This is a genomic window from Streptomyces sp. NPDC006208, from assembly GCF_040613775.1.
Lineage (GTDB): Bacteria > Actinomycetota > Actinomycetes > Streptomycetales > Streptomycetaceae > Streptomyces.
In genome coordinates this window covers 32249-57655 of the sequence record NZ_JBEXSW010000026.1, presented here as the reverse complement: position 1 = coordinate 57655, position 25407 = coordinate 32249, and the positions used below count along the sequence as shown (strand labels likewise).

The 25407-nt window shown below is 70.7% G+C and carries 26 protein-coding genes; 12 read left to right on the top strand and 14 right to left on the bottom strand.

The window, feature by feature from the left end; all coding sequences use genetic code 11:
• Both ABZ208_RS21985 and ABZ208_RS21980 read left to right on the top strand, forming a co-directional pair.
• On the top strand, positions 1 to 2379 hold the full coding sequence (locus ABZ208_RS21985; protein ID WP_356911146.1) for a helicase-associated domain-containing protein: 2379 nt from the start codon (positions 1 to 3) through the stop codon (positions 2377 to 2379).
• A 99-nt stretch (positions 2380 to 2478) separates the two neighbouring features.
• Positions 2479 to 3144, top strand: coding sequence for a hypothetical protein (locus ABZ208_RS21980; RefSeq protein WP_356911145.1), 666 nt, complete (start codon positions 2479 to 2481; stop codon positions 3142 to 3144).
• Between the two features lie 232 nt (positions 3145 to 3376).
• Here ABZ208_RS21980 and ABZ208_RS21975 read toward each other — a convergent pair whose 3' ends face one another.
• The 3 genes from ABZ208_RS21975 to ABZ208_RS21965 form a co-directional block, all read right to left on the bottom strand.
• Positions 3377 to 4339, bottom strand: coding sequence for an alpha/beta hydrolase (locus ABZ208_RS21975; RefSeq protein WP_356911144.1), 963 nt, complete (start codon positions 4337 to 4339; stop codon positions 3377 to 3379).
• Positions 4340 to 4457: 118 nt separating this feature from the next.
• Positions 4458 to 5060: a hypothetical protein gene (locus tag ABZ208_RS21970; RefSeq protein ID WP_356911143.1), complete on the bottom strand. Its 603-nt coding sequence runs from the start codon at positions 5058 to 5060 to the stop codon at positions 4458 to 4460.
• A gap of 32 nt (positions 5061 to 5092) precedes the next feature.
• Entirely contained in the window at positions 5093 to 5614 is a 522-nt protein-coding gene (locus ABZ208_RS21965) for a hypothetical protein (RefSeq protein ID WP_356911142.1), read from the bottom strand.
• Between the two features lie 156 nt (positions 5615 to 5770).
• Here ABZ208_RS21965 and ABZ208_RS21960 point away from each other — a divergent pair, with 156 nt between their 5' ends.
• Positions 5771 to 7003, top strand: coding sequence for an SUKH-4 family immunity protein (locus ABZ208_RS21960; RefSeq protein WP_356911141.1), 1233 nt, complete (start codon positions 5771 to 5773; stop codon positions 7001 to 7003).
• A 73-nt stretch (positions 7004 to 7076) separates the two neighbouring features.
• On the opposite strand, the gene ABZ208_RS21955 is transcribed toward ABZ208_RS21960, so the two are convergent.
• From ABZ208_RS21955 to ABZ208_RS21930, 6 genes are all read right to left on the bottom strand, one after another.
• Positions 7077 to 8882, bottom strand: a complete 1806-nt coding sequence (locus ABZ208_RS21955; RefSeq protein ID WP_356911140.1) for a hypothetical protein — start codon at positions 8880 to 8882, stop codon at positions 7077 to 7079.
• Between the two features lie 37 nt (positions 8883 to 8919).
• Complete coding sequence (locus ABZ208_RS21950) at positions 8920 to 9981, bottom strand: MoxR family ATPase (RefSeq protein ID WP_356911139.1); 1062 nt, start codon at positions 9979 to 9981, stop codon at positions 8920 to 8922.
• Between the two features lie 97 nt (positions 9982 to 10078).
• On the bottom strand, positions 10079 to 10486 hold the full coding sequence (gene msrB / locus ABZ208_RS21945) for a peptide-methionine (R)-S-oxide reductase MsrB (protein WP_356911138.1): 408 nt from the start codon (positions 10484 to 10486) through the stop codon (positions 10079 to 10081).
• A 28-nt stretch (positions 10487 to 10514) separates the two neighbouring features.
• On the bottom strand, positions 10515 to 11909 hold the full coding sequence (murC, locus tag ABZ208_RS21940; protein WP_356911137.1) for a UDP-N-acetylmuramate--L-alanine ligase: 1395 nt from the start codon (positions 11907 to 11909) through the stop codon (positions 10515 to 10517).
• Positions 11910 to 12145: 236 nt separating this feature from the next.
• Positions 12146 to 12616, bottom strand: a complete 471-nt coding sequence (locus ABZ208_RS21935) for an indole-3-glycerol phosphate synthase (RefSeq protein WP_356911135.1) — start codon at positions 12614 to 12616, stop codon at positions 12146 to 12148.
• A gap of 115 nt (positions 12617 to 12731) precedes the next feature.
• Positions 12732 to 13547, bottom strand: coding sequence for a pyrimidine reductase family protein (locus tag ABZ208_RS21930; RefSeq protein WP_356911134.1), 816 nt, complete (start codon positions 13545 to 13547; stop codon positions 12732 to 12734).
• Between ABZ208_RS21930 and zapE the strand changes: the two genes are divergently transcribed.
• From zapE to ABZ208_RS21915, 3 genes are all read left to right on the top strand, one after another.
• The gene (gene zapE / locus ABZ208_RS21925) at positions 13546 to 14658 is read left to right on the top strand and encodes a cell division protein ZapE (protein ID WP_356911133.1); all 1113 of its coding nucleotides are present in this window, start codon (positions 13546 to 13548) and stop codon (positions 14656 to 14658) included. The genes ABZ208_RS21930 and zapE overlap by 2 nt on opposite strands.
• Before the next feature lie 43 nt (positions 14659 to 14701).
• Entirely contained in the window at positions 14702 to 15127 is a 426-nt protein-coding gene (locus ABZ208_RS21920) for an OsmC family protein (protein WP_328394988.1), read from the top strand.
• 132 nt (positions 15128 to 15259) lie between these two features.
• Positions 15260 to 16642 carry an alkaline phosphatase PhoX gene (locus ABZ208_RS21915; RefSeq protein WP_356911132.1) on the top strand — a complete coding sequence of 461 codons (1383 nt, stop codon included), beginning with the start codon at positions 15260 to 15262 and terminating at the stop codon, positions 16640 to 16642.
• 320 nt (positions 16643 to 16962) lie between these two features.
• Here ABZ208_RS21915 and ABZ208_RS21910 read toward each other — a convergent pair whose 3' ends face one another.
• Positions 16963 to 17376: an organic hydroperoxide resistance protein gene (locus ABZ208_RS21910; RefSeq protein WP_356911131.1), complete on the bottom strand. Its 414-nt coding sequence runs from the start codon at positions 17374 to 17376 to the stop codon at positions 16963 to 16965.
• A 103-nt stretch (positions 17377 to 17479) separates the two neighbouring features.
• Here ABZ208_RS21910 and ABZ208_RS21905 point away from each other — a divergent pair, with 103 nt between their 5' ends.
• The 4 genes from ABZ208_RS21905 to ABZ208_RS21890 all read left to right on the top strand — a co-directional run bounded on the left by ABZ208_RS21905 (position 17480) and on the right by ABZ208_RS21890 (position 20337).
• A complete protein-coding gene (locus ABZ208_RS21905) occupies positions 17480 to 17989 on the top strand; it encodes a MarR family transcriptional regulator (RefSeq protein WP_356911130.1) in 510 nt (169 codons plus the stop codon).
• A gap of 78 nt (positions 17990 to 18067) precedes the next feature.
• Positions 18068 to 18670 carry a TetR/AcrR family transcriptional regulator gene (locus ABZ208_RS21900; RefSeq protein WP_356911129.1) on the top strand — a complete coding sequence of 201 codons (603 nt, stop codon included), beginning with the start codon at positions 18068 to 18070 and terminating at the stop codon, positions 18668 to 18670.
• A gap of 76 nt (positions 18671 to 18746) precedes the next feature.
• Positions 18747 to 19616 carry a hypothetical protein gene (locus ABZ208_RS21895; protein WP_356911128.1) on the top strand — a complete coding sequence of 290 codons (870 nt, stop codon included), beginning with the start codon at positions 18747 to 18749 and terminating at the stop codon, positions 19614 to 19616.
• Between the two features lie 205 nt (positions 19617 to 19821).
• On the top strand, positions 19822 to 20337 hold the full coding sequence (locus ABZ208_RS21890) for a hypothetical protein (RefSeq protein ID WP_328395000.1): 516 nt from the start codon (positions 19822 to 19824) through the stop codon (positions 20335 to 20337).
• Between the two features lie 231 nt (positions 20338 to 20568).
• Here ABZ208_RS21890 and ABZ208_RS21885 read toward each other — a convergent pair whose 3' ends face one another.
• Together ABZ208_RS21885 and ABZ208_RS21880 are read right to left on the bottom strand one after the other, a co-directional pair.
• The gene (locus ABZ208_RS21885; RefSeq protein WP_356911127.1) at positions 20569 to 21996 is read right to left on the bottom strand and encodes a S1 family peptidase; all 1428 of its coding nucleotides are present in this window, start codon (positions 21994 to 21996) and stop codon (positions 20569 to 20571) included.
• A gap of 144 nt (positions 21997 to 22140) precedes the next feature.
• Entirely contained in the window at positions 22141 to 22647 is a 507-nt protein-coding gene (locus tag ABZ208_RS21880) for a hypothetical protein (RefSeq protein ID WP_328395004.1), read from the bottom strand.
• A gap of 231 nt (positions 22648 to 22878) precedes the next feature.
• Between ABZ208_RS21880 and ABZ208_RS21875 the strand changes: the two genes are divergently transcribed.
• Both ABZ208_RS21875 and ABZ208_RS21870 read left to right on the top strand, forming a co-directional pair.
• Complete coding sequence (locus tag ABZ208_RS21875; protein ID WP_356911126.1) at positions 22879 to 23391, top strand: MarR family transcriptional regulator; 513 nt, start codon at positions 22879 to 22881, stop codon at positions 23389 to 23391.
• A gap of 57 nt (positions 23392 to 23448) precedes the next feature.
• Positions 23449 to 24345, top strand: a complete 897-nt coding sequence (locus ABZ208_RS21870; RefSeq protein ID WP_356911125.1) for a polysaccharide deacetylase family protein — start codon at positions 23449 to 23451, stop codon at positions 24343 to 24345.
• Positions 24346 to 24415: 70 nt separating this feature from the next.
• Here ABZ208_RS21870 and ABZ208_RS21865 read toward each other — a convergent pair whose 3' ends face one another.
• Both ABZ208_RS21865 and ABZ208_RS21860 read right to left on the bottom strand, forming a co-directional pair.
• Entirely contained in the window at positions 24416 to 24613 is a 198-nt protein-coding gene (locus ABZ208_RS21865; RefSeq protein WP_356911124.1) for a hypothetical protein, read from the bottom strand.
• Positions 24614 to 24685: 72 nt separating this feature from the next.
• A complete protein-coding gene (locus ABZ208_RS21860) occupies positions 24686 to 25363 on the bottom strand; it encodes an AIM24 family protein (protein ID WP_356911123.1) in 678 nt (225 codons plus the stop codon).
• Between the last annotated feature and the right edge of the window lie 44 nt (positions 25364 to 25407).

Sequence of the window (25407 nt, the reverse complement as noted above, 5' to 3'; positions counted from 1 at the left end):
GTGCGGAGCCCCAGCGGGCCCACGGTCGAGTGGCTGCGTGCCCTCGGTGCCGAACGGCTGCGGGAGTTGCTCGCCGCCCGCCCCGACTGCGTACGCGCACCGGACCCCCGCACGCTCGGCGAACTCGCCGACCGGCTGGCCCGGACCGGCTCGGTGGTACAGGCCCTGAACCGGCTGCCGCTCCCCTGCCTCCAGACGGCCGAGGCCCTGGCCACGCTGCCAGGGCCGGCATCCCACGAGGCGCTGCAGACACTGCTCGGCACGGACAGCGAGACGCTCGCGCCGACACTGCGCATACTCGCGGACCATGCACTGGTGTGGCCGGACCTCTCCGGCGCGTTGCACCTGGTGACAACGTTGCGTGATGCATGGGACGCACCACTTGGTCTCGGTCCCGGGCTCGAGGAGCTGCTCTCCTTCGTCACCTCGGAGCAACTGCGCACGATCGCCACGACGCTGGGGCTCAAGCCCGGGAGCAGGCGGCAGGCGCGCGTCGACGTCATCCTGGAACATCACGGCGACCCCGGCCGGCTCCGCGACCTGATCGCCTCGGCTCCCGAACCCGCGCGCGCACTGCTCGAGCGCCGCGCCGCCGCCCAGGAACCGCACCTCATCACCTACGGCATCCCGCAGATGGGCTCGGCCGAGCGATGGCTGCTGGAACGGGCGTTGCTCGTCGGACGCGACTGGTCCTACGAGCCGGGCCAGGTGCCCGCCGAAGTCGTCCGCGCGCTGCGCGGCCCGGACTGGCACGCGCCGTTCGACCCGGCACCGCCCCGAGTCGAACTGGTGGGGCTGACCTCCGCCGAGGTGGAGCGCGAAGCCGCCGCTGCGGCCACCTCGTTCGCCGGGCAGGCCGCCTCCCTGCTCGCGGAGTGCGCCGCGCGTCCCCCGGTCGCACTCAAGTCCGGCGGAATCGGCGCACGCGAACTGACCCGGATCGGCAAGGCGACAGGCTGCGGGGAACCGGTCGTACGCCTGGCCCTGGAGTGCGCGTATGCGGGCGGGCTCGTCGCGTACGAAGGCACTGCCCTCGCCGCCACGGCCGACTACGACACCTGGGCCGCGCAGGAACCGGCCGACCGCCTCGTCCTTCTGCTGCGTGCCTGGTGGCTGCTCGGGCTCACGCCCTCCGCCTCCCGTGACGAGGACGGAAAAGTCCTGCCCGCGGCGGGCAGACAGGGCACCTGCTCCCGGTGTCTCGCCGCCAGGCAGGGAGCGCTGGAGGCCGTCGCCGCGCTCCCCGCCGGCCGGGGCGTGGCCGACCCGGCGGTGATCGGCGCGCGGCTGCACTGGTACCGCCCGCTGGCCGACGAAGCCCCTCAGGACGCGACACCGTTCGCCACAGTGATCGAGGAGGCCGAACTGCTCGGCGTCCTCGCCCGGGGCACGCTGACCCCGCTCGGTGCCGCCCTGTTGGACGAGGACCCCGCCGCCCTGCACGACCACGCCCGACGGCTGCTGCCTGCCGCCACCGGCACCGCCCGGATCGGGGCCGACCTCACGGCCGTGGTGACGGGTGTGCCCACGGCCCGGCTGAACGAGCTGCTGGACTGCCTGGCCGACCGGGAAAGCCGCTCGGCGGCATCCGTGTGGCGCTTCAGCGCGGCCTCGGTGCGCCGCGCACTGGATGCCGGACTGACGGCGGACGGGATCGAGGCCGACCTGCGCGAGGTGGCCGAGGGGCCCCTGCCGCAGCCGCTCACCTATCTGATCGCCGATACCGCCCGCAGCCACGGCCGGGTACGCCTCGCAGCCGCGGCCTGCGTGATCCACAGCGACGACACGGCGCTCCTCGCGGAGATCGCCGTGCACCGCAGGCTGGCCGTGCTCGGACTGCGCCGGATCGCACCGACCGTGCTGCTCTGCCGCACGGAACCGTCCGCCGCGCTGGACACCCTGCGCGCCGCGGGTTACGCGCCGGTGGCCGAGACGGCCGACGGCGAGGTCCGCGTCGAGCGGCGCGAGCGTCCCCGCGCCGCTCCGCCCTCGTCCCAGGGCCCCCGCGTCTGCGTACCGGTGCCCCGTTCCCCGGCAGCCGCCGCCCCTTCCGGCGACCTGGCAGCGCGCCTGCTGGCCGCCCCCGACCGCTTGCCGGACCCTGATCCGGAACGCGGCATCCCGTTCCAGACCGACACCGAGGAGATCCTGGCCGGGTACGCGAAGGGGCTGACGCTCACGGACGTCCGGCAGCTCGCCCACGCCATTCACGAGAGCGAGCCGATCACCATCGAGTACGTCGCAGCCTCCGGCAGCCGGACCATCCGCACCGTGAGCGACATCGACTTCGATCCGCCTGTCATCAGCGCCTACTGCCATCTCCGCGAGGACGAGCGGACGTTCTCGATCTCCGGCATCGAGGGCGTCCAGCCGGCCTGACAACCGGGCGCCGGTCACCTGTTACCGCGGCGGGCGGGCGTCGTTGATCATCCGTACGCCGTCCCGGGTGGGACGGTCCTTTGACGCGATGGGCACCCGATGAGACACGACTTCACGCGCGCACGCGGTCTGAGCGTTGCCGCACTGGCCGCCGCCTGCTCACTCCTGACCGTGGCGCCGGCCTCCGCCGCGAACCCTGCCGGGGTGGCCTCACTGGGCTCGGCCGACTTCACCAAGAGCGGCCAGGCACCGGTGGCCGTACCGGCACTCGCCCCTTGCGACGTCCACGAGCAGACATCCAACTCCTCCGGTCTCGTGTCCGGGCCGGGCGTTTCGTTCGGCGGCGGCACCAGCCGATGCACCACGGTGGTCGATCCCGAGTCGGGCGGGACGACAACGACGTCGGAAGCCGGAGGCAAGGACTTCGAGCTCAGCGCGCTGCTCTCGGCGGGCGGACCCCGGATCGGACTCGAGAGCTACAAGGTCACCTGTGAGGCCTCGCCCGAGGGCACCAAGCCCAGTTGGACCTTCAGCGGGCTGTCGGGGATCTCGGGCCTGCCGGAGCAGATCCCGTCCAATCACGTCCACCAGGTGACGAAGTCCGACGGCACCGTCCTGGCCGAAGTCGTCTTCAACGAGGTGATCGTGCCCGAGCCCGGCGACGGCAGCGTCGCCCTCAATGCGCTGCACATCAGGTTCGCCCCGGCCAGCCAGATCACCGGCGATGTCGTGATCGGCGCGACAGCCTGCGCACCCACAGGCTGACCCGCCCGTCCTCCGCGGGCCCGGCATGCGGAGCCAGGTGCCGGGCCGGCCGGGCTCCGAGCTGTATGGAACACGGCACTTAGGCGGTCCGGTTGTCAGGCTGCGGGCTCAGGACGCCTTCGGCAGGGCCACCGCCACCTCCCGGGCACCGGAGAAGCGGGCCGGACGCCGCCCGAGCGACACAGCCACGGTGCCATCAGCCGGTGTTCAGCTCGGGCCGATACGGCCCGCCTCACGACCCGTTGTTGACGCGGCCGACAATGAGCCCGATCGCGCTGATCGTCAGGTCAGGATCATGGATCTGCACATAGTGGTCGCTTCCCGTGGCAAGCAAGTGAGGGGTCTGGGGCTCCAGTTCCACCAGTTCCTGCTGAGCTCCCGGCCAGGCTTCCTCGAGACGTGCCGCCAGCGACACCGGCATTCCCGGTGGCCGAGCGAACGCCTTCGTCTTGCTGAGGACGGCGAGGGGCACCTCCGGCAGGGGCGGCGCACTGGTGACCGCTTCGATCGCGCCGTCGACGTCGACGGTCTCGAATCCACGCCGTGCGTCGAGTGCGGTACCGGGCCGGTTGAGGACCTCCAGATACGCAGCCCATTCCTTGCCGAGGAACGGCTTCATGTTCGTACCGAAGGCGTCAACGAAGACGAGTCCGGCCGTCGACTCTGGATGGGTCTGGGCGTACAAGCGCGTGACCATTCCTCCGAAGGAGTGCCCGACGAGCAGGTACGGGCCGGGCACCTTCGCCGCCGTCAGCAGCTTGTCGAGATCACTGACCATGCTCGTCAAGGAGCGCTCGCCCGTCACTGGCGTGCTGCGGGTGGTGAGCGTAGGGGGCTCGGTGTACCGGATGGTTCCAGGCCGGTCGTACTCGCAGACACGGGTGAACGCTGCGACCCCGGGGAAGACCGCCGGTGACTTCGGCACGGGCGGTCGTGTGTCGGTCAGGTTCCAGGTGTCGGACGAGTCGTGGATCCCGGATTCCAGAATGACCGTGGGGCTTCCGCTCCCTTTGCAGCGCAGATAGATCTTCCGACCGCCGCCGACATCGACCGGTCCGGAAATGTCCTTCGCCGCCGGCACACGAGTGCGAGCGGCCGCGGCGCTCTTCTCGATCGGGGTGTCGTCGCACCCCGACACTGTGATCAGTGCTGCCGAGACCAGAGCGACGGTAAGAGCCGGAAGGCATCTGCGCATCAACACTCCAGCGTCCGGCACCGACGGTGGCGCCACCGTAGCGTCATGACGTGATCGCGCCGGTGCCGCCGCGCGGCCGGGGCACCCGGCCGCGGGGCAGGCAGGCGGATCGAGAGGGTCAGACGTGCGCAACGCCCCCGGCGGCCGCCATGGCCGCGGCGATCCGGCGGTTGGTGTCGAGCCAGACCTCCTTGGGGACCTTCGGCAGCACGTCGTCCCAGAGCGGGAGGCACGTCCCGCGCATCTGCATCATCCCCTCGGGCCTGGCCATCAGGAACATGTGCAGGTGGGCTCCACCGTCGCCCCACTTGTTCACATGCACCCGGGCCACGCCCTCCAGCGACCTGATCGCCCGCTCCACCCGCTGAAGCATCGCCCCGAGCTCGGCCGCGCGTTCCGGCGGCAGTTCGTGCAGGTCGTAGTGGCCGCGCGGCTGGAGCAGCACGGTCGCGGGGAGCGCACCGGGCTCCTCGTCGCTGCTGAGCCGCCAGTGCTCGTCGGTCCACAGGAACTCGCTGTCCGGGCTGCTGCAGGCGCCGCACTCCTCGGCCCCGGCCTCCCCGTGCCGAGGCGGCTCGGGCAGCGTCGGCTCCTCAAGCACCTTGATCCGAAGGTCGCCCTCGTAAGGGAAGACCTCCCAGAACGGAATGCCTTCGGACGGGAAGGGGATCCGCTCCCCGATGGGCAACCGCCTGACATATTCGCTCGGTTCGACACTCATGCCCCGCAGCCTCGCACAGCAGCGGCAAGGGGTCAGCCCACCGGTGACTTGAGCGCCCAGTCCACCGTGCAGCGGTAGCGGACGTTGTCCTTGACGAAGTGATAGGTGTCCTCGGCCTTGATCGTCCTGCTCTCACCGGGGCCGAGCGTGAGCGGCTTGTCCGCGTAGTCGTCGTAGATGCCGATGAGGCCGTTGTCGGCCGTGTCCTCCCACTGGACGTAGAAGGAGTACTCGTACGCCTGGGAGGAGGAATTGGTCACGGTGACGGTGTAGTTGAGCTTCTCGGCAGCCTCGTCATAGGTGCATGTGCCGGGCTTGATGTCGGCCGTCGCATCCTGGTCCTCGGGCGTGGCCGACGCCTGGCCGCCGGTGCCGCCACCGGACGAGGAGGTCGAGTCGCCGCTCGTACTGCCGCCGGAGGAAGAGTAGGAGCCGCCTCCTGAGCCGCCTCTGTCGTTGTCGTCGCAGCCGCCCCCGCCGGACCTCCTGCCCCCGGTCAGAGCGATCATGACGACTGCCATTTCGGCCACGACACGGACGTGACGGCGTTGCATGGTGAACCCCCGTTGTACAGGACGAACTCGGCCAACCGGACTGCCGGTTGACGCGCACACGCCACCCCAGCAACGGGGCGGCCCACCTCTGTTGTCAGTGGCGGCTTCTAGAGTGGCTGTCACCGGAAGATCACCACCGACAGCTACGGGGGCATCATGGCTGGGACGATCATCACCGTGCCGGAGGACGCACTCCATCCGAAGATCACGCACGGGGCGACGCGGCGATGGCTGGCCGAGAGCGAATTGCAGGACGGGCACAGCCTGATGCGGTTCTCACCGGCTGAGGCCCCGACGCCGACCGTGCGGCAACACCTCCTGACCAAGGCGTCGAACGCGGACCCGGACAGGCTCGACGCGTACATTGCCGACCTGCTCGTTGTCGGCCATCTCCTCATCGACAGCTACGAGGCGGACGAGGTCGTCCTCGACGGCACCACCGGTCGCGTTTTCAGCATGTGGCTCTACGAGAAATCTCCGCAGAACGCTGAGCTGTTCCCGCTCGCGCCGTCTCTAGAAGCCCTGACACGCTTCCTCACGGTCATCGACGAATTCGGGCGTCTGTGCGGCCGGTTCGCAGGCCTCGCCGACAAGACAGGTGCGCAGGCGGTGGCGGAGGCATCGGCGCTGCTGATGTCGGTCTTCACCGAGGAGGAATGGGGCGACGCCGACTGGGGCAGCGCGGGTCCCCGTTCCGGCTGGGATCACGAGATCCCCGCGTTCTGGCGCATGGCCGCGCTCATACGGCCGATGGCGCTGATCGCCGGACCGGGGAAGGGCCTGCGCCTGGACCTGCCGAAGGGGCTGCTGGACGAGGAGTTCGGGGCGGACGAGGTCGTCCGCGTCGCTCCGTCGAGACTGCCGGCGGCCCTGGAGCACGAGCCGACGCGGCGGTTCCTGACGGAGGTCGGGCTGCCCCAGGAGGCCCTGATGTTCTGGATGGACGAGGAAGAGACCCTGCTTCTGTCCCTGCCGGAGGACCGCGAGCGCTCCAAGCAGAACCCGGATCACGCTCACCTGTGGAACGGTACCGACGAACTTCCGCCCGAGGCAGAGCACTTGCTGGTCCTCGGTGGCCTGATGCACGACTTCACGGTGCTCATCGACGGGCGGACCGGGGCCGTCCACTACGCGGAGTACGACGCCGACCGGGTGGTCCCGGTCAACGCCGACATCTCCACGCTGGCTTTCACGGTGTGGATGCACAGCCGTCAGCAAGACCTGGAGGAGGAACACGACTTCACCGACGACTTCTACCACCAGCTCGCCGACACCATGATCGCCACGCTCGCCTCGGTCGATCCGGTTGCCTGCCTCCCGGCGACGGACCCCGACGACTTCCGCTACTGGCCGGAGGTGTTCCACGACGAGGCGGGCAGCGTGCTCTGACCGCACTCCGCGCGGCGCGGCGTGGTCGCCGGTCGCGGCGGTGCACCGGCCGGAAGGCTGCCGGTGGGCGTACTCAGGTCAGCCGGAAGACCGGGCCACGGGGTGTGAAGGGCAGGGAGCCGCCCTGCGGTATCAGGAAGGCGTGCTCGCGCCGGATGCGCAAGGGGTCGCACCAGCCGTCGGTGATCACGAGCACCGGGGCGGTGGGCGGGAAGTCACCGGCCCGCTGCAACAGATCGATCCCGGGCTGGAGCACGGTCCCGCCGCGCCCCCGCACCCGTACCCGGCCGGCGATCTCGGTGGGCGGCAGGTAGCCGACGTCGTACGGGGCCGCGTCGCAGAAGACGACGCGTGCCGCGGGTACGTCGCGAGCTTCGGCGTACGAGGCGATGGCGCCCAGCGCCTTGCCGAGCAGCACACTGCTCATCGAGCCCGAGGTGTCGAGGACGACCCCGAAGGTGCAGTGCGGTGTCTCCTCGACGGGGAAGTAGCGGCCCGCGCGGGGGATGTCCGGAGTGGACGCCTGCCGCCGGGCCGGGCGGGCATAGGACCGTACGGGCTCGGGCCGGGGCACGTACTCGTCGAACCAGCGGGCGAGCTGCGCGTCCCACGGTACGGGCGGGTGGGCCAGGGCCCGGATCTCCTGGATGAGACCGGCGGGCAGCAGCCCGCGCGCACCGTACTGGTGCAGGTCGAATCCCTGGACCAGGCCGCGCCGGTAGAAGTCGTCCAGGTCGGCGTACGGACCGGAGGCCGCGTGCGGCAGCGGCTCGCCGAGGATGTCGCCGACACCCTTGCCGCGCAGGGTCGCGAGCCGTCGGCGACGGCGCAGGTCGGTGGCGATGCGGTCATAGACCTCTTCCACCGAGAGGTCCTTCAGATCCGGGTCGTGCAGCAGCCCCTCGGGCATCTCGCCGACACGCATCTCGACCAGCCAGCCGTTCACGACGAAGTCGGCGGCGACGTTGAACAGCAACGGGTCGCGGGCGCCGCAGCGTTCGCCGTGGCGCAGGGCGGCGTGCAGCATCTCGTGGGCGAGGATGAAGCGCCACTCCTCATCGGTGAAGGTGCGCAGCGGGTTGATGTAGATCTCGCCGGCGGCGGAGCTCACGGCGGCGACGGCGATGTCCTGGGCGCGGGCGAGTTCGGCGTCGGCGACGACGGTGAGGCCCGCCGCCAGGCCGCCGAGCAGCGGGTACGAGGAGACGAACCAGTTCAGCGCACGGTCCCAGGGCCGCTGCTCGACGCGTTCGCCGGTGGTCCGGTCGCGACGGCCGCCCGCGACGTCCATGGCGGCCGACACGCTGCGCGTGAGCGCGTGCGCGAAGGCGGTCTCCCAGTCGGGTACGGCGGTGTTCCACCGCGGCCAGGGCTGCAGGACCTGGTCAGGGTGTTCGCCGGCGGTACCGCAGTGCTCGTGGTCGGCGGGGATGCCGTCGCGTCGCCAGCGGGCCGCGAGCTCGGCCTCGTCACCTCCGGGATACGTCTCGGGGAGGTGCCCGGGGGCCCGGCCGACCGGAAAGGTGAGCAGGAAACGGTTGACCACGGTGCAGCGGGCCGCTCGCTCGAACCGGTCGGGCTGCTCGCGCGGGTCGTCCTTGGCGGCCGGTACATGTCCGAAGCCGAGGTGCAGCAGGCAGTGGGCGATCGTCCACGCCCACTCGGCCGGTTCGGCCCGCTTGGTGGGGTGGACGTGGACCGTGCCGTTGGAGTCGACGGCGGCCAGTCCCCCGGCGGGGGTTCCGGCGCACTTGGCCTGGCGGCAGAAGGAGGCGTCGACGGCCGCGAAGGCCGGGTTCCTCTTGACCAGAGCGAGTCCGGCTGCGAACGCCTCGGCGGCGAGGTCGGGCTTCTTCTGCTTCCTGGATGCAGAGCTCACCGGGTCACGTCCCGGTGAGCGGTGTACGACCGGGTGGTCATCGCCGGGCCTCGACCAGCCGGGGCATGTCGCGTGCGGCCTCGACGAGGAACCAGGCAGGCAGCACCGGCAGGCCGTCGGCGTCGTCCGCGATGACGGTCTGTGCGACCTCCACGGAGATCTCGGCGAGCTGGACGAGGAGCGCCTTGGCCCGGTAGGCGGTCTGCCGCAGAGACGGGGAGACATGCTCCTTCTGCCGCGGGAGCTCCTTCACCAGCCGCCCCCGGAACGCCTCCGCGAGGTAGTAGAGCAGGTCCCGGTCCTCGAGCCGGGTCGGCCAGGAAGCATCGCCCTTGAGGATGGCCTCGATACCGAAGGTGTGGCGCACGATCTTCGCGTAGCCGCAGAAGGAGACGGCGTGCGCGGGAGTGAGGGTGCCGTGCACGACCACGCGCAGGGTGTTCTCGTCGATACCCGGGCCGAAGGAGTGCAGGGCGTCGGACAGCATGTGCCAGGAGCGGGGTGTGGAGAACGGCTCCTCGGTCTTGGGCGGCTGGGACCACAGGTGGTCGGGCCGGTCGGTGAGGTAGTCCCCCACCCAGGGGTGGATTCCGTGCTCGCCCGCCCACACCAGCCAGTCCGCCGCCGACGCCCGCAGATGGACGTGCGCGAGCCGGTTGACCAGCGCGGAAGCGATCGGCCGGGCGAGGGCGTTGTCCGTGGCGCGGTTGCCGGCCCCGATGACGATCGAGCCCGCGGGCAGCTCGTAGGAACCGATACGCCGGTCCAGGATCAGGGAGTAGAACGCCTTCTGGACGTCCGGCGTCGCGGCGTTCAACTCGTCGAGGAAGAGGCAGTACGGCTCGTCTCGGGCGATGGCCTCGGGCGGGCAGAAGACGGACCGGCCGTCCCGGATCTGCGGCACCCCGATCAGGTCCTCGGGCGCGAGCTGCGTCCCAAGCAGACTGACGCACTCCAGGCCCAGTGACTCGGCGAACTTCCGCACGAGCGAGGACTTCCCGATCCCGGGTGCACCCCACAGGAACACGGGCCGCACCGTGGCGAGGCCGAGCAGCAATTCGGGCACCTGGGCGGGAGTGACGGTGACGGCAGCCTGCACGTGGTGGGTTCCTTCGGCGAACTCGGGGAAGAGGAACGGGCCCGCCCAGTGTGGGCGGGCCCGGTGCTCTGCCGCAGCCGATTTTCTCCCGGCCGGCTCAGGCTCCGTCCGGCTCCAGCCGCAGCGAGATCGAGTTGATGCAGTACCGCTGGTCCGTCGGCGTCGGGTAGCCCTCGCCCTCGAAGACGTGTCCCAAGTGGGAGCCGCAGCGCGCACACCGCACCTCCGTGCGGACCATGCCGGCGGAGCGGTCCTCGATCAGCTCGACGGCGTCGGTGTCCCTGGGTTCGTAGAACGACGGCCAGCCGCAGTGCGACTCGAACTTCGTGTCCGAACGGAACAGCTCCGCGCCGCACGCACGGCAGGAGTACGTGCCGGCCGTCTTGGTGTCCGTGTACTCACCGACGAAGGCCGGCTCGGTGCCGGCCTGGCGCAGGACCTTGTACTCCGCGGGGGTCAGCTCCGCTCGCCACTGCTCGTCCGGCTTCTCGACGTCGTACGCCATGAAGGTGCGCCTCCTCAGGTCGACAGGCTCAGTCGGTCAGGCGCGCCAGGATCTGCGGACCGAGGTCCGTGACATCGCCGGCGCCCATGGTGAGAACGAGATCGCCGGGCTTCGCCATTCCCGCGATCACGTCGGGGACGGCCGCCTTGTCGTGGACGGCGGTGACATCGGCGCCCGCCCTGCGCGCCGCGTCGATGATCAGCTCGCTGGTGATGCCCGGGATCGGGTCCTCGCGCGCCGGGTAGATGTCCAGGACCACCGAGGCGTCCGCGAGTGCGAGGGCCTGCCCCATCTCGGTGGCCAGCTCCTGGGTACGCGAGAAGAGGTGCGGCTGGAAGACGACCAGCAGCCGGGAGCCGGCGGCCGCGCCGCGCATGGCCTCGAGGTCGGCGGTCATCTCGGTGGGGTGGTGCGCGTAGGAGTCGATGACCTGGACACCGGCGGCCTCGCCCTTGAGCTGGAGGCGGCGCTTGACCCCGGTGTACTTGCCGATCGCCGAGGCGAGGTTGTGGGCCGGGATGCCGAGGGCGACACCGGCGGCGAGGGCGGCCACCGCGTTGTGTGCGTAGTGGCGGCCGGGGACGGAGACGGTGAAGGTCAGCAGCTTCCCGTTCAGCAGAACGGTGACCTCGCTGGTCAGGCCGCGCGGCGTGACCTTGTGGACACGGACGTCCGCACCTTCGGACTCGCCGTACGTGACGACCTTCACCGAGGAGAGGTCACGGACGCGGGACGCCAGCTCGACCGCGCCGGCCTGGTCGGCGGAGACCACCAGAGTGCCGCCGGGCACGATCTTGCCGACGAAGGTCTCGAAGGATTCGTAGATCTCGTCCATCGAGGCGTAGTTGGCGTGGTGGTCCAGCTCGACGTTGAGGACGATCGCGACCTCGGGGTCGTACTTCTGGAAGCTGCGGTCGGACTCGTCGGCCTCGGCGACGAAGATCTCGCCGGTGCCGTGCCGGGCGTTGGTCCCCGGGCCTTCGAGGTCGCCGCCGATCGCGTACGAGGGGTCCAGGCCCAGCTCGGTCAGGGCCACGGCGAGCATGGAGGTCGTGGTGGTCTTGCCGTGGGTGCCCGCGACGGCGATCGAGCGCAGCCCGGTCATCAGGGAGGCGAGCGCGTCGGAGCGGTGCACGACGGGGATGTTCAGCTCGGCGGCGCGGGCCAGCTCGGGGTTGTCCGCGCGGATCGCGCTGGAGACGACGACACAGCTGGCATCCTGCGCGAGGTGCGAAGCCGCGTGCCCGATGTGGACGGTCGCGCCGAGCGAGCGCAGCGCCTCGGCCGTCGCCGACTCCTTGGCGTCGCTGCCCGCCACCTCGGCGCCCCGCTGGGCGAGGATCTTCGCGATGCCCGACATGCCGGCTCCGCCGATGCCGATGAAGTGCGGGCGTTCCATGGCGCTAGGGACGGCGGGTGCCATGTGTGTGTCTCCCAGGATGTACGAGTACGTGCGAGGCCCCAGCCTATTCCCTGCGGCACACCGCACCGTGCCCCTCCCCGGCTCCGGGCTCCCGGCCGCGGGGCAGCGCTCCGGGCCGTACGCGACGCTCCGGCCGCGACGGTCCGGCCCCACGACGGGCCGGCTCCCTCGGGCTGCCCAGGAGCAGCAGGCCGGTGCGGGCGCCGGCACCGGCGAGGTGCCCCGCCCCGCCGTCGCTACTCGCTGTGCGCGAAGAGCTTCAGCACCGGGACACCGACCTTGTGGCGGGCCCGGGAGGCCCAGTCCCGGTGGAAGAACTCCTCCACGTAGTGCGGCTCGGTCAGCACGATGACCTCGTCGGCCCCGGACTCTTCGACCACGGACTTCAGCTTGTCCAGCGGGTGCTTCTCGACGACCTGGCCCTGTGCCGGGCATCCTGCCGCGCGCAGGGCGGCCAGCGAGTGGTCCAGGGCGCGCTCGGCGGGAGCCTTGGCCTCGTTCCCCTCGGGCTCGTCCGCCTCCCGGCCCGCCTTCTTCAGATCGCCGATGGCGACGTCGTCGATGGCGCGCAGCAGTACGTCGGCCTGGTCGCCGCGGGGCTGCATCAGGACGACGAAGGAGACCCCTTCGTCACCGTGCAGAGTGGTGACGAATTCCACGTCTTCCGACGTCAGGGGCTTCTCGATCATCAATACGCTTGTGAACACGTCCGGAGCCCTTCTGCGGAAACCATCCTTCCCCGTGCCCGCACGGGGTCTGTGAGAGCCTGCGAGTCAATTCTGCCCGGCGGAACCTAAGCGGAAGGGTAAATTCCGCCGATTGTCAGATGCGACGGTATCGGGTGAACAAGAACCCCGCCTCCTCCAGCACCGATGCCAGGGCGAACCGCGCCGGGTCGGGCAGCGCGGGCCCGCCCGCGATGCGCTGGGCGTCCCCCGCCGTCAGGGTGGGCGACACGGTCAGGCACAGCTCGTCCAGCACACCGGCCGCCACGAACTGACCGAGCAGGCGGGGTCCGCCCTCGGTGAGAAGGCGCACCAGACCGCGCTCGGCCAGCGCGGTCACGGCCTTGGCGGGTTCGACACCGGGGCCGTCCCCGGCGATCACCACCTCGACACCGGCCTTCTCCGCCTCCCTGATCCGGTCCGGAGGCGCGGCGGCCCCTGTGAGCACCAGGGTGGGCACCAGCGGCTCGCTGAACAGCGGCAGTGCGAAGTCCAGCCGCAGCGAGGCGCTGACCACCGCGATGGCGGGCGCGGGGCCCTGGCCGGACGCGGCCCTGCGCTCGGCGAAGGCGTCCCGGGCGCGGGCGGGCCGGTAGCCCTCGAGCCGTACCGTTTCCGCGCCGACCACGACGGCGTCGGCGAGGCCGCGCAGTGTGCCGAAGATCCGCATGTCCGTGTCGGACGAGATGGGCTGCGAGCGGCCCTCGTGCTGCGCGGCGCCGTCGAGGGAGGAGACCATGTTGGCCCGCAGCCAGGCCCCGGCCGTGGCGGCCCCGGTCCCGGGGACCCCCGTGTCCGGGTACGCGTAGGCCTCGGCCAGCTCGTCCAGCGACCACTCCCGGTCGCTTGCGCCCGGCCCGGCGGCCGCAGGGTCGGTCGGTGTCTGGTCGGTCACAGGGAACAGGCGTCGCATGCCGTGCAGTCTGACACGGCGCTTACAGTTAAGGACTGTGTCGACGACCAGCCCGATAACCGAAGCCACTCCCCTCTCGCTGTGCGCCCGCGAGCCGCAGGTACCCGCCGACCGTCTGGTCGCCGAGATGGTGCCGCCGCCGCGCTTCGACACGGTCCGCTTCGACACCTACGTCCCCGACCCGAACCAGCCCAGCCAGACCGAGGCCGTCAAGGTGCTGAGCGAGTTCGCGTCGGGTCTGGGCGGGGCGCACGCAGCGAGCGCCGGCAAGCGCCGCTGGTTCGCGAAGAAGCCGGCCGCCCCCACCGGGCCGCGCGGCATCTACCTCGACGGCGGCTACGGCGTCGGCAAGACCCATCTGCTCGCGTCGCTGTGGCACGCCACTCCCGCGGCCCCCGAGCACAAGGCCTTCGGCACCTTCGTCGAGCTGACCAATCTGGTGGGTGCGCTCGGTTTCCAGAAGACCGTGCAGACACTCGGCGGACACCGGCTGCTGTGCATCGACGAATTCGAGCTGGACGACCCGGGCGACACCGTTCTGGTCTCCACCCTGCTCGGCAAGCTGGTCGACGCGGGCGTCGCGCTCGCGGCGACCTCCAACACGCTGCCCGGCAAGCTCGGCGAGGGCCGGTTCGCCGCAGCCGACTTCCTGCGCGAGATCCAGGGCCTGTCCGCCCACTTCCGCCCGCTGCGGATCGACGGCGAGGACTACCGTCACCGCGGTCTGCCCGAGGCCCCTCCCCCGTACTCGGACGAACAGGTCACCAAGGCCGCGTACGCCACCGAGGGCGCGTCGCTCGACGGCTTCCCGCAGTTGCTGGAGCATCTGGCCCGGGTCCACCCGAGCCGGTACGGCGCGCTCACCGACGGGCTGCGCGCGGTGTGCCTCACCGATGTCGAACCGGTGCCGGACCAGTCCACCGCACTGCGGCTGGTGGTACTCGCCGACCGTCTGTACGACCGCGAGGTTCCGGTGCTCGCCTCCGGCCTGCCGTTCGACAGACTGTTCAGTGACGAAATGCTGAACGGCGGCTACCGCAAGAAGTATTTCCGGGCGATCTCGCGGCTCACCGCGCTGGCACGGGACGCGAAGGGCTTGGTGGAGCAGTAAGTTCGGGTGCGTAACCCAGCTTTCTGTAAGAAGGGAACGCATCATGGCCACCACGCGTCAGGCGCACACGGTCTGGGAGGGCAACCTCGCCGAGGGCACGGGGACCGTCACCTTCGACTCCTCCGGCATCGGCGACTATCCCGTCTCCTGGCCGTCGCGCGCCGAGCAGGCCAATGGCAAGACCAGCCCCGAGGAACTGATCGCGGGCGCGCACTCCAGCTGCTTCTCGATGGCTCTCTCGCACGGTCTGACCCAGGCCGGCAACCCGCCGGCCCGGCTGACCACCCAGGCCGAGGTGACCTTCCAGCCCGGCACCGGTATCACCGGCATCCACCTGACCGTGGAGGGCGAGGTCCCCGGTCTCGACGAGGCGGCCTTCGTCAAGGCCGCCGAGGACGCCAAGGCGAACTGCCCGGTCAGCCAGGCGCTGACGGGCACGACCATCACCCTCACCGCCAAGCTCGGCTGAGTCGCACCACGAGGCACAGTGGCCCGCATGGGTTCACGCACCCACAACTGCGTGATACACACATGCGGGTCACATCTCCTGTCCCTCCCCCATGGCCTTCGGCATGGGGGTGCCCCCACAGGGAGTTGCCACATGTCTGCAACACGACGTCAAGTTCTGGCCCGCACCGGCGCATTGGGTGCCGGCATCGTCTTCTCGGGCGCCTTCTCCGAGCTCTTCGCCGGCACCGCGGCCGCTCGTGGCCACGCCGGGTACGGCCCGCTCGTTGCCGATCCGGCCGGGCTCCTCGATCTGCCGAAAGGATTCCGCTACCGGGTGCTGTCCCGGGAGGGGGATCCCCTGCGCTCCGGGGAGGGCCCGGTCCCGAGCAACCACGACGGCATGGCCGCCTTCGCGGGGCGGCGTGGCCGGGTCCATCTCGTGCGCAACCACGAGAACCGTCACAACGGAAAGATCGGCGTCCCGACGGTCGAAGGCCTGACCTACGACCCGGCGGGCAAAGGAGGCTGTACGTCACTCACGCTGGACGGCCGTGGCAACGTGCTGTCCGAGCGGGTCGCCATCGCGGGCACTGCGGTCAACTGCGCGGGCGGCCCAACCCCTTGGGGCACGTGGCTGACCTGCGAGGAGACCGAGGACAAGGCCGGCACCAACGGGTACACCAAGGATCACGGCTACATCTTCGAGGTCGACGGCGCCGACCCGCGCCGCACGGGAGCCGTACCGCTGACCGCGATGGGCCGCTTCCAGCACGAGGCGGTCGCGGTCGATCCGCACAGCGGCATCGTGTACGAGACGGAGGACGCGTTCCTGCGGCCGTTCGGGCTCTTCTACCGCTTCCTGCCGAACAGGCCTCTGGGCGGTACCGGTTCGCTGCGGGCGGGCGGCACGCTGGAAGCGATGCGGGTGCCGGGTGTACCCGACCTCTCCGGGATCCAGGAGACCGGTGCGAGCTTCGACCGCATCGAATGGGTCCCCGTACCGGACAGCCAGGCGCGGCAGACCCCCGTCCGGCTGCAGGACTTCGGCCCCCGGGGCATCACGCACGCCCAGAAGCTGGAGGGCTGCTACTGGGGCGGCTCGTCGGTCTACTTCGTCTCCAGCTTCGCGCACAGCGCGGAGGGCTCGGCGGGCGACCACTTCGGCCAGGTGTGGAAGTACGAACCGCAGCGGCGGCGTCTCACGCTGGTGATCGCGTTCGGTCCGAACACGGACGTCCAACTGCCCGGCGAGTCGCCCGACAACATCTGCCTGGCGCCCGGCGGCGGGCTGATGGTGAGTGAGGACGGCGGCGGCGCCCAGCATGTGTACGGGCTGACCCGGCGGGGCGAGGTGTACCCGATGGCCCGGAACGCCCAGGCGATCACATCGGCCGCTGCCGCAGGAGGCGGCGCCCCCGAGGAGACCGAGTGGGGCGAGTTCGCGGGCGTCACCTTCTCGCCGGACGGCGCGACGATGTACGTGAACTGCTACACACCCGGGACCGCCTTCGCGGTCACCGGGCCATGGCGCTGACGCAGCCGCCTCTCCGGTCCTGACCCGCACTCGCGTGTCCGCCCGAACTGCCCGTGGACCGGGTCGACGGGGACATCGCCGGGAGGGTCCACGCCCGGGAACAGGAACCCGTCGCAGTCCTGGTCGATGCCGACGACGGCGAGGGGGGGCCGGCACCGGGCCCTCTCCCGGCAATGGCGGCACCGCCGTGCGCCACCGCCGGCGCACGGCGGTCCTCGCCGCTCACGAGAAACCGCCCCTACGGCGGAGCGTGGTCTCGCCGTAGGGGCGGTGGCAACAGGCGTTCGTCAGGAGGGTGCGGCGTGCGGCCCCGCCGGTGACTACTCGATGACGAGCTCGAACGGCAGGTTGCCCCGCGTCGCCTTGGAGTACGGGCAGTACGCGTGGGTCTTCTCCAGCAGCACGCGACCCGCCTCACCCTGCAGGTGGTCGGGCAGCTCGACACGCATGATCACGGAGAGGCCGAAGCCGCCGTCGGTGTCCTTGCCTATGGAGACCTCCGCGGTGACGGAGGCGTCCTTGACGTCGATCTTCTCCTGGCGGCCGATGGCGCCCATGGCGCTGGCGAAGCAGGCGGCGTACCCGGCCGCGAAGAGCTGCTCGGGGTTGGTGCCCTGGCCGTTGCCGCCGAGGGCGGCGGGGAAGGCGAGCGGCAGATCGATCTGGCCGTCGGAGCTGACGGCCCGGCCTTCGCGGCCGTTGGCGGTGGCAACAGCGGTGTACAGCGCGTCCATGAGTGACATCCCTCTTCGTCCGTGGGGGAACCAGCCCCACTAATAAAGCACACAATTCAATTGCGCACAACTGAATGGCCCGCAGTCCAGGTAGACTGACCTCATGGAGAGCTCCCGGAAGACCACGACGCTGAGCCAGGTGCCGGACGAGGACTTTCTCCGGCTCGACCGCCAGATCTGCTTCTCACTGCACGCGGCGACCCGCGCCTTCAACGGCGTCTACCGCGCGGCGCTGAAGGACCTGGGGCTCACATACCCGCAGTACCTGGTGATGCTGGTGCTCTGGGAGCACGGCGAGCTGCCGGTCAAGCGGCTCGGGGAGCATCTGCGGCTCGACTCGGGCACGCTGTCGCCGCTGCTCAAGCGGCTGGAAGCAGCCGGTTACGTGGCGCGCAGGCGCAGCGAGGAGGACGAGCGCTCCGTGACCGCTCGCCCCACCGCCGCCGGAACCGCCTTGCGGGAACGGGCGTTGGGCGTACCTCGCCGGATCGCCGAGGCGACCGGGCTCTCCCTGGACCGTATCCGCGCCCTGCGCGAGGAGCTCGACACACTGACGGCCACCCTGGACAGCGCCGAGGTGGAGGCCGCGGCCTGTGCGGGCACCGACGACTGACGAACTGCAGCGCTATTGACGCCAGTTGACCCCCGACGCCAGAATGACGCGTCATTCCGTCGGGGGAAGGGGCCGGGCGTGGGGCACGACGCGGGCGGCAAACGGGACGCGATCCTGCTCGCCGCAGGCAAGGTGTTCGCCGAGCGCGGGTACCACGCGACCGGCATCTCGGACATCGCCCGGGAGCTCGGGGCCGGTCACGGCACCTTCTACCGGTACTTCAAGAACAAGGAGGACATCGCGCGCAGCGTGGTGTCCCGCGCACTGGGCCAGGTCATGGAGGCCCTCGCCGACGAGGAACCCGGCGCGAGCGAGGACCTGGCCCAGTACCGGGAGCAGGTCCGGCGCATCGGGCACAAGCTGTTCGACCTCGTCGTGGCCGAGCCCGCGCTGTGCCGGATTCTGTTCTACGACGCCGTGACGATCGACCGGGCCGAGCCGGAGCTGGCCGGCAGGGCCATGGAAGCCGCGGCGGCGTACACCGCCGCCTTCATCCACAACGGGCAGGACCGCGGCTTTCTGCGGCGGGACCTCGATGCCCATGTGGTGGGCATGGCGGTGAACGGAATGATCCTGACCGGGGCCGTGCGGCTGCTGCACGCACAGGACGCCGAGGCCATGCGCGGGCCCTGGATCCGCACGGTGGAGACGCTCATGTTCGACGGCCTCGGCTCCTCCTGAGCCGCGGCCGGCAAGGACCGCTGTCATTTCTTTGCCTTCAGAACGGAATGACGTGTCATTCCGGAAAGGAAGCACGATGGTCCAGGTGGATGTGTTCTGGTCGTACGGGATCGGCGCCGGCTTCGCGACCGCCGCCGCCCGTCAACTGGGGGCGGCGGCCCGCAGGGACCGCAGCAGGTGGTCCGACCCGTATCTCATGGCGACCGTCCTGTACTGCGCGGTGCTGTTCGCGCCCAGCGGGGCCTGGCTGCTGTGGGGGTTCCCGGACTGGGAGACCATGCAGGCCGCCCGAGAGCACGACTCGCTGCCCGCATGGCTGGTGGCGCTGTTCGCCGCGACGAACGTGAGCCAGGGGGTGCTCGGCTACTGGGTCGCGTCGCGTCTCATCGCCACCGGGCGGGTGTACGCGGCCTTCCTTCAGGCGGGCATCGGCTACGCGGGGATGTTCTTCATCCTGGTCCACGGCTGGGACGGCCGCGGGTACCAGCGGTTCTTCTCCGCCGACCGGGAGACGTTCGCCTCCTGGCCCGAGCGGCCGGGCGTCGGCGACGCGTTCTCGCGCGCAGGCGAGTGGCTCGGCTCCCCCGTCGCCCTGACGCTGTACGGCATGGGGGTCGTCCTTGTGCCGGTGATGCTGGCCCTCATGGCCCATTGGATCCGGTCCGGGGAACGAGAGGCGAGCAGCAGCACGGCGACGGGGACCTTCCGGGTGCTGGGTGCCGTCCTGGGGTCGGTCTTCGTGGTGGCGCTCGGTACGGCCGTCGTGTCCTCGGTCCTGGTGCATCTGCTGGGCTGGTGGCTCGGCGTCGCGGCGGCGGCCCTGGCCACCTGGCTGCTCGTCGTACGGCGCGGCGGCGCGGCCGACCGGTTCTTCGGGCTGCTCGCCCTGCCGGACCGCCCCACGGGAACACCCGTACCCCGTATGGGCGTTGAGCGCATGCAATGAGACGGGCGTCCGGCCCGGCCAACGGGGGCGGGCCGGACGCTTTGCACAGGGTCCGGGCGAGCCGCCTCATGGCGAGGACGCACCTCCCGGCGGCCGACACCCGGTCCACTGGCTCCGGCATAACGCGCTTCTCATTGGAATTCGGCATATTTTGTCAAGCAATGTCGGATTCATCAGGCGGCTGGCGCCGCAGACCGGAGACGTCGTGAACCACCTTCGCCTGGCCCCTGCCGTCGTCGCTGCGTTGCTGACGGCCTGTCTGACCGCATGCGGATCCGACGGCGGCGGCAGTGGCGCCAGCCCCACCGCGACCGCGTCCCCGACCCCCCGCGACACCTCCACCGAGACACCCCGCTCGCAGAAGGAGTTCGAGGAATCGGTGTCCGCGGAGGCCGCTCGTGTCCGCGCATCCGCGTCGGCGGAGCTGGCCCAGGTCGAGGGCAGAGGCAATGCGATCGCGGACGTCTCCCAGAGCGGCGTGCCCACCGCCCGCTCCGACGGTTCGCGTGCGGCTCTGGTCAGGGTCACCAACAGGACGAGTGAGCCCGCGTTCTACTCGGTGCAGGTCGACTTCGTGGGCGCCGACGGCTCGGTCGTCGACTCGGTCGTCCTGGGCTTCGACGACATCCCAGCGGGAGAGCGTGCCCAGCAGTACGCCATCAGCAAGAAGGCCGGCGAGCAGCAGACCACCCCGCGTATCGCGAAGGCTCAGCGCAGCTAGCCCGGGCCGCGGCGACCGGTTGGTGAGTGCGATGGCGAGCGGTTCGGCCACGGACGCCGCGAACGAGCGCTGCGCCGTTGCGGATGTGGACCGCCACTGTGCGATCCACAGGCTCGCCCCGTGGCCTCGGCGCTGCTCGACGGCTCACGGCGGGGCAGGGAAGCCGGAGGGCCCGGACGTCGCCCGTGAACGACGCCCGGGCCCTGTCCCCATCCCCGGTCCAGGCGCGCGTCAGCCGAGTCCGTCGGATCCGTCGCCCGGGACGGCCGCGCCGTCGTCCGCACCCGCGTGGCCGTTCCCGGCCTGTCCCGCACCGGCGTCGCCCGCACCCGCGTCACCGGCACCTTCGTCACCGACGCCCGCGTCACCGGCACCTTCGTCACCGGCACCCGCGTCACCGGCACCTTCGTCACCGACGCCCGCGTCACCGGCACCTTCGTCACCGGCACCCGCGTCACCCGCGCCCGCGTCACCGGCACCTTCGTCACCGGCGCCGGCACCCTCATCTCCGGCACCTGCACCGTCACCGGCACCCGCACCGCCGTCGCCGATCTGCGCGCCGACCGCCTCCAGCGCCGTGGTGACCGGCTGGAAGAAGGTCTCGCCGCCGTTCGTGCAGTCGCCACTGCCGCCCGAGGTCAGACCGATCGCGCTGCCGTCACCGGTGAACAGCGCACCGCCGCTGTCGCCCGGCTCGGCGCACACATTGGTCTGGATCAGACCGGTGACCGTGCCCTCCGGATAGTTCACGGTGGCATTGAGACCGGTGACCTGACCGTCCTTCAGGCCGGTGGTGCTGCCCATACGGAACACCTGCTGCCCCACGGCAGCCTCGTCCGCCTGCACGATCTCCACCGTCTGCCCGTTGCCCAGGTCGACCGAGCTGGGGGCGTCGACCGCCGGGTCGTCGTACGTGACGAGGGCGAAGTCGCCTTCGCCAGGGAACGTGGCCGCCTGGACCGTACCGATGGGTGCGCCGTTCTGGTCCTCGGACCACTGCTCCGCGGCCACTCCGCAGTGGCCCGCCGTGAGGAAGCCGGGCTGCCCGTCCTGCGTGGTCACATTGAAGCCCAGCGAGCAGCGAGCTCCGCCCCCGAAGATGGCGTCGCCGCCCTCGAGGAAGGTCTTGAACTCACCCTCGGACTTCTGGATCTTGGCCATTCCCGAGCCCAGGGACTCCACCGCCGACTCGAGTCTGTCCCATCGGGCGCCGGCGACGGTGCGGTCCGCCGTGACCAGGATCTGGTTGGTCCTCGGGTCCAGGGCCCATGCGGTGCCCGGGATGGTGGCCTTCTTCGACAGGGTGCCGGTGGCGGCCTTGAGGTCGCCCCAGCTGTTGTTCGCGTCGCGGGCCACCGCGCCGGCCTTGTTGACCTGCACGATCACATCGTTGTCGTCGCCCACGACGTTGACCACGAGCTGCTGCTTGTCGGCGTCGTAGTAGGCGCCGCCATAGGCATCGCCGAGCTTCTGGCCGAGTTGCTCGAGGAGATCCGCCGCAGCTGCGGCGCTCAGCTTCCGGGGGGCCTCGGCCCCGGACCGGGAGTCGCCGTCCTGCGAGGCGTTGGCTTGGGGCAGCAGCACAGCTGCTGCGGCGATCCCGACCGCTCCGGCTCCCGCCAGAATGGCCTTTCGCTTGGGTATTCGCCTGTGACTCAACTCGTCGCCTCCTGTAGGGGGGTACGGAGTCCGGTTGCCGATGGGGAACCGGGGGGACGCGTCCGACCCTTGATACGGATGAGGCGGGAGTTGTACTCATCGCGATTGCGAAAGAGTATTTGTGACGAGCCGTCAGACCAGTGCCTACGACGGGAGTTCGGTGCCGCACCGGCTGCAGTAACGTGCGCCGACGTCTTCGGCGGGGCGGTCACAGCCCGGACAGACCCGATGGAGGACACATGCCGGCTCACCGCCCTCGACGGCCGCCGGAGCGGAGGCAGCGGATGAAGCGGCGTTGCGGATGGCGAGGCCCGGGCGGCGGCGGTGCGCCGTGACGAAGGCCAGCCCGACCGGCCCGGCGGACAGCGACCGGTACGTGCCCCGCGGCAGCCACACCACGCAGCCCGCCACCAGCTTCTGCCGGCGGCCGTCCGTCTCCAGCTCACCGGTGCCGGTCAGGACACACACCAGTACGTCCAGGTCGGGTTCGACATGGCCCTCCACCCGGTCGCCGGGCAGGACCCGGATCAGGTTGGCGTCGAGCTGCCTGCCTGCCGTGGACAGGCGCCACACAGCTCCGCCCTGGTCGGCGGGCACGTCGATCAGATTCGCCAGCCCGGCGAGCACACCGGCCGAGGGGGGCCCTGCCATCCTTCATGCCTCCTGAGCACACGGTCCGAGGGTCTCGGCACGTGGGCGGCGCGGCCGAACCGCGTCACCGTACCGGTGCCGTCCCGAGCAGTTGCCGACCGCACGCCGGACCCCTCGCGAGGGCATCATTGCACAGTGCAAAAAGTCCGGCGGGGCTTTACAGGGCCCGCCTGGACGGTCAAGGGGGACACTCCCCGGCGGCCCCCGCGGGCGGCAGGATAGAAAGGGGCCATGGTCGAGCAGATTCAGCCGGGCGACGGCATGGACGACGTGGACGCGGTCACCGGTGCGGTACTGACGGCGTCCCGGCTCCTCGTTGCCGTGTCCGCGCGCTCCCTCGCCTCGGTCGAGGACCGCGTGACACTGCACCAGTTCCGGCTGCTGGTGGTGCTGTCGACGCACGGCGCCGCCAAGCTCGTCCTGCTGGCCGAACGGCTCGGGGTCAGCCCCTCGACCGCGATGCGCATGGTGGACCGGCTGATCGGCGTCGGACTGGTGAACCGGCGGACCAACCCGGACAACCGCCGCGAGACCGTGTTGCAGCTGACGCCGGAGGGTGCGCGGATCGTCGAGGAGGTCATGGCGAGCCGCCGCAAGGAGATCGCGTCGATCGTGAAGCGGCTGGCTCCCGGGCAGCGTGCCGCGCTGATAGCGGCGCTGACGGCGTTCAACGAGGCCGGTGGGGAACCGGCTCCGGCCCGGCCGGTGGAACTGCATCCGCTGGGCTGGACCGACGGAACCTGATCCCGGGACGGGAGCGGCACACCCCTCAAACCGGTGGAATGATCATATATTCCGCAAATGACTGCCTTTGTGCGAGGAGTACTGGCCGCCACCGTTCTGTACACCTTGCTGGTCGGCTGCGGCACCGGGCGCGGCCCCGGCGCCCCCGATGGGCCCTCCCCCGGCTCTGCCGAGGCCGCATCGCCGCGGCAGGGGAAGCCGTTCCTGAACACCGCTCCGAGGTTCGCGCCGGGCCCGGGCGGGCTCACACCGGTGTTCCGGCGCGCAGCCGCCTCGGCGGCCGGCACAGGGAGGACCGTGGCGCTCACGTTCGACGCGGACATGACGGCCGACCAGGGCAGGCGCGCGGCGGACGGTGAGCGGTTCGACAACCCGGCGCTGATCGCCACCCTGCGGGAACTGAAGGTCCCCGCAACCGTGTTCATGACCGGCCGCTGGGCCGAGGAGTATCCGGACCAGGCGATGGCGATCGGCGGCGATCCGCTCTTCGAGATCGCCAATCACTCCTACAGCCACTACGCCTTCACCGCGCCCTGCTACGGGCTGCCGGTGATCCGCGAGCAGGAGATGCGCTCCGATGTGGAACGCGCCTTCGCCGCCTTCCGCGCGGCAGGTGTACGCAACGTCGTGCCGTACTTCCGCTTTCCCGGCGGCTGCTACGACGACACGGCGCTGCGCGCCATCGCCCCCGCCGAAGTGACCGCCGTCCAGTGGGACGTCGTCGGCGGTGACGCCTTCGCCACGGACGCGGACGCCGTCGCCGAGCAGGTCCTCACCGGTGTGAGACCGGGCTCGCTGGTGGTGATGCACTGCACCCGCAGCGCGGCCCCGGCCACCGAGCAGGCGATCCGGAAGATCGTCCCCGAACTCCGCGCACGCGGCTACAGGATGGTCAAGGTCTCCGAGCTGATGCGCACCTCGCTGCTCGCCGATGATCCTCCGGACGCGCCCTGAGCCGGTCCGGGAGGTCCGGACCGGTCCGGGCGGTCCTGTCAGGCGTCCTCGAGGAGCGCCCGGTCGGGTCCTAGCCGGAACATGCCGACCGCTGGGCCTCCTGCCACGCGCAGACCGGGCACAGCGGCGCGCCCTTGACCGACTCCGGGTACTCGGTCGGCTCGCGGCACAGCACGCATTCGGCGAAGGGCCCCTCGAAGGCCGCGGCCTCTTCGGATGCAGATGCGACGGCGGGCGGTGTCCCGCAGTACGGCTCGTGCACGTCCATGCGCTCACCCCTCCGGTCGTCGATGCGCACGGCCCCGACGGGCCGTCCACCTGCCGTCCGCGCCGCTCATGGTCAGTTCTGGCCCGCCTTCTGCGGGGTGGCCTCGCTGGGCCGGACGATCACGAAGCCCTCTCCCTCCATCTTCATCTGTACCGCTTCGCCGGAACCGCCGCGGATCATCGAGCCGATGGACTGCGACCGGTGCAGCGAGGTGTGCAGCTGGGCGCTCCAGCCGACCACCGCGTCCGTGTCGACGAACACCGGCTGCTGGGCCGTGACCGGTATCACGATGGGGGTGCCCTCGCAGACGACTCCGAGCTTGCCGTAACCGCTGAAGACGCTGTTGAAGATGCCGCCACCGGTCATGCCGGCGCCCTTCACCGTCTTGATCTCGTACGTGAGGGTCGCATCGAAGCAGAGCACGTTGCGGCCGTTGATGGTGAGCGCGTCGCCCTGGTCGATGTCCACGATGAAACAGTTGGCCGCCTCGTGCGCGAACCACGCCTCGCCCTGGCCGCGCACGGCCATCAGCGGCAGACCCTCGCCGGTGACGGCGCGCTTGAGCATGCCGCCGATGCCCTGGCCCTTGCGCTCGAACTGGAGGTTGCCGCGGAAGGCGATCATCGAGCCCTGTCGCGCGTGCATCTCGCCGTTGACCGCGTACTTGATCGACTTGGCGTTCTGCAGGGTCATTCCGGGCACAGCCGCCTGCTGTGCCATGTTCTCGGTGGAGAAAAGATCACTCTTCATACCGGGCATCGTCGCCCGGAGGCATACGTTCCGCCAACACCCCC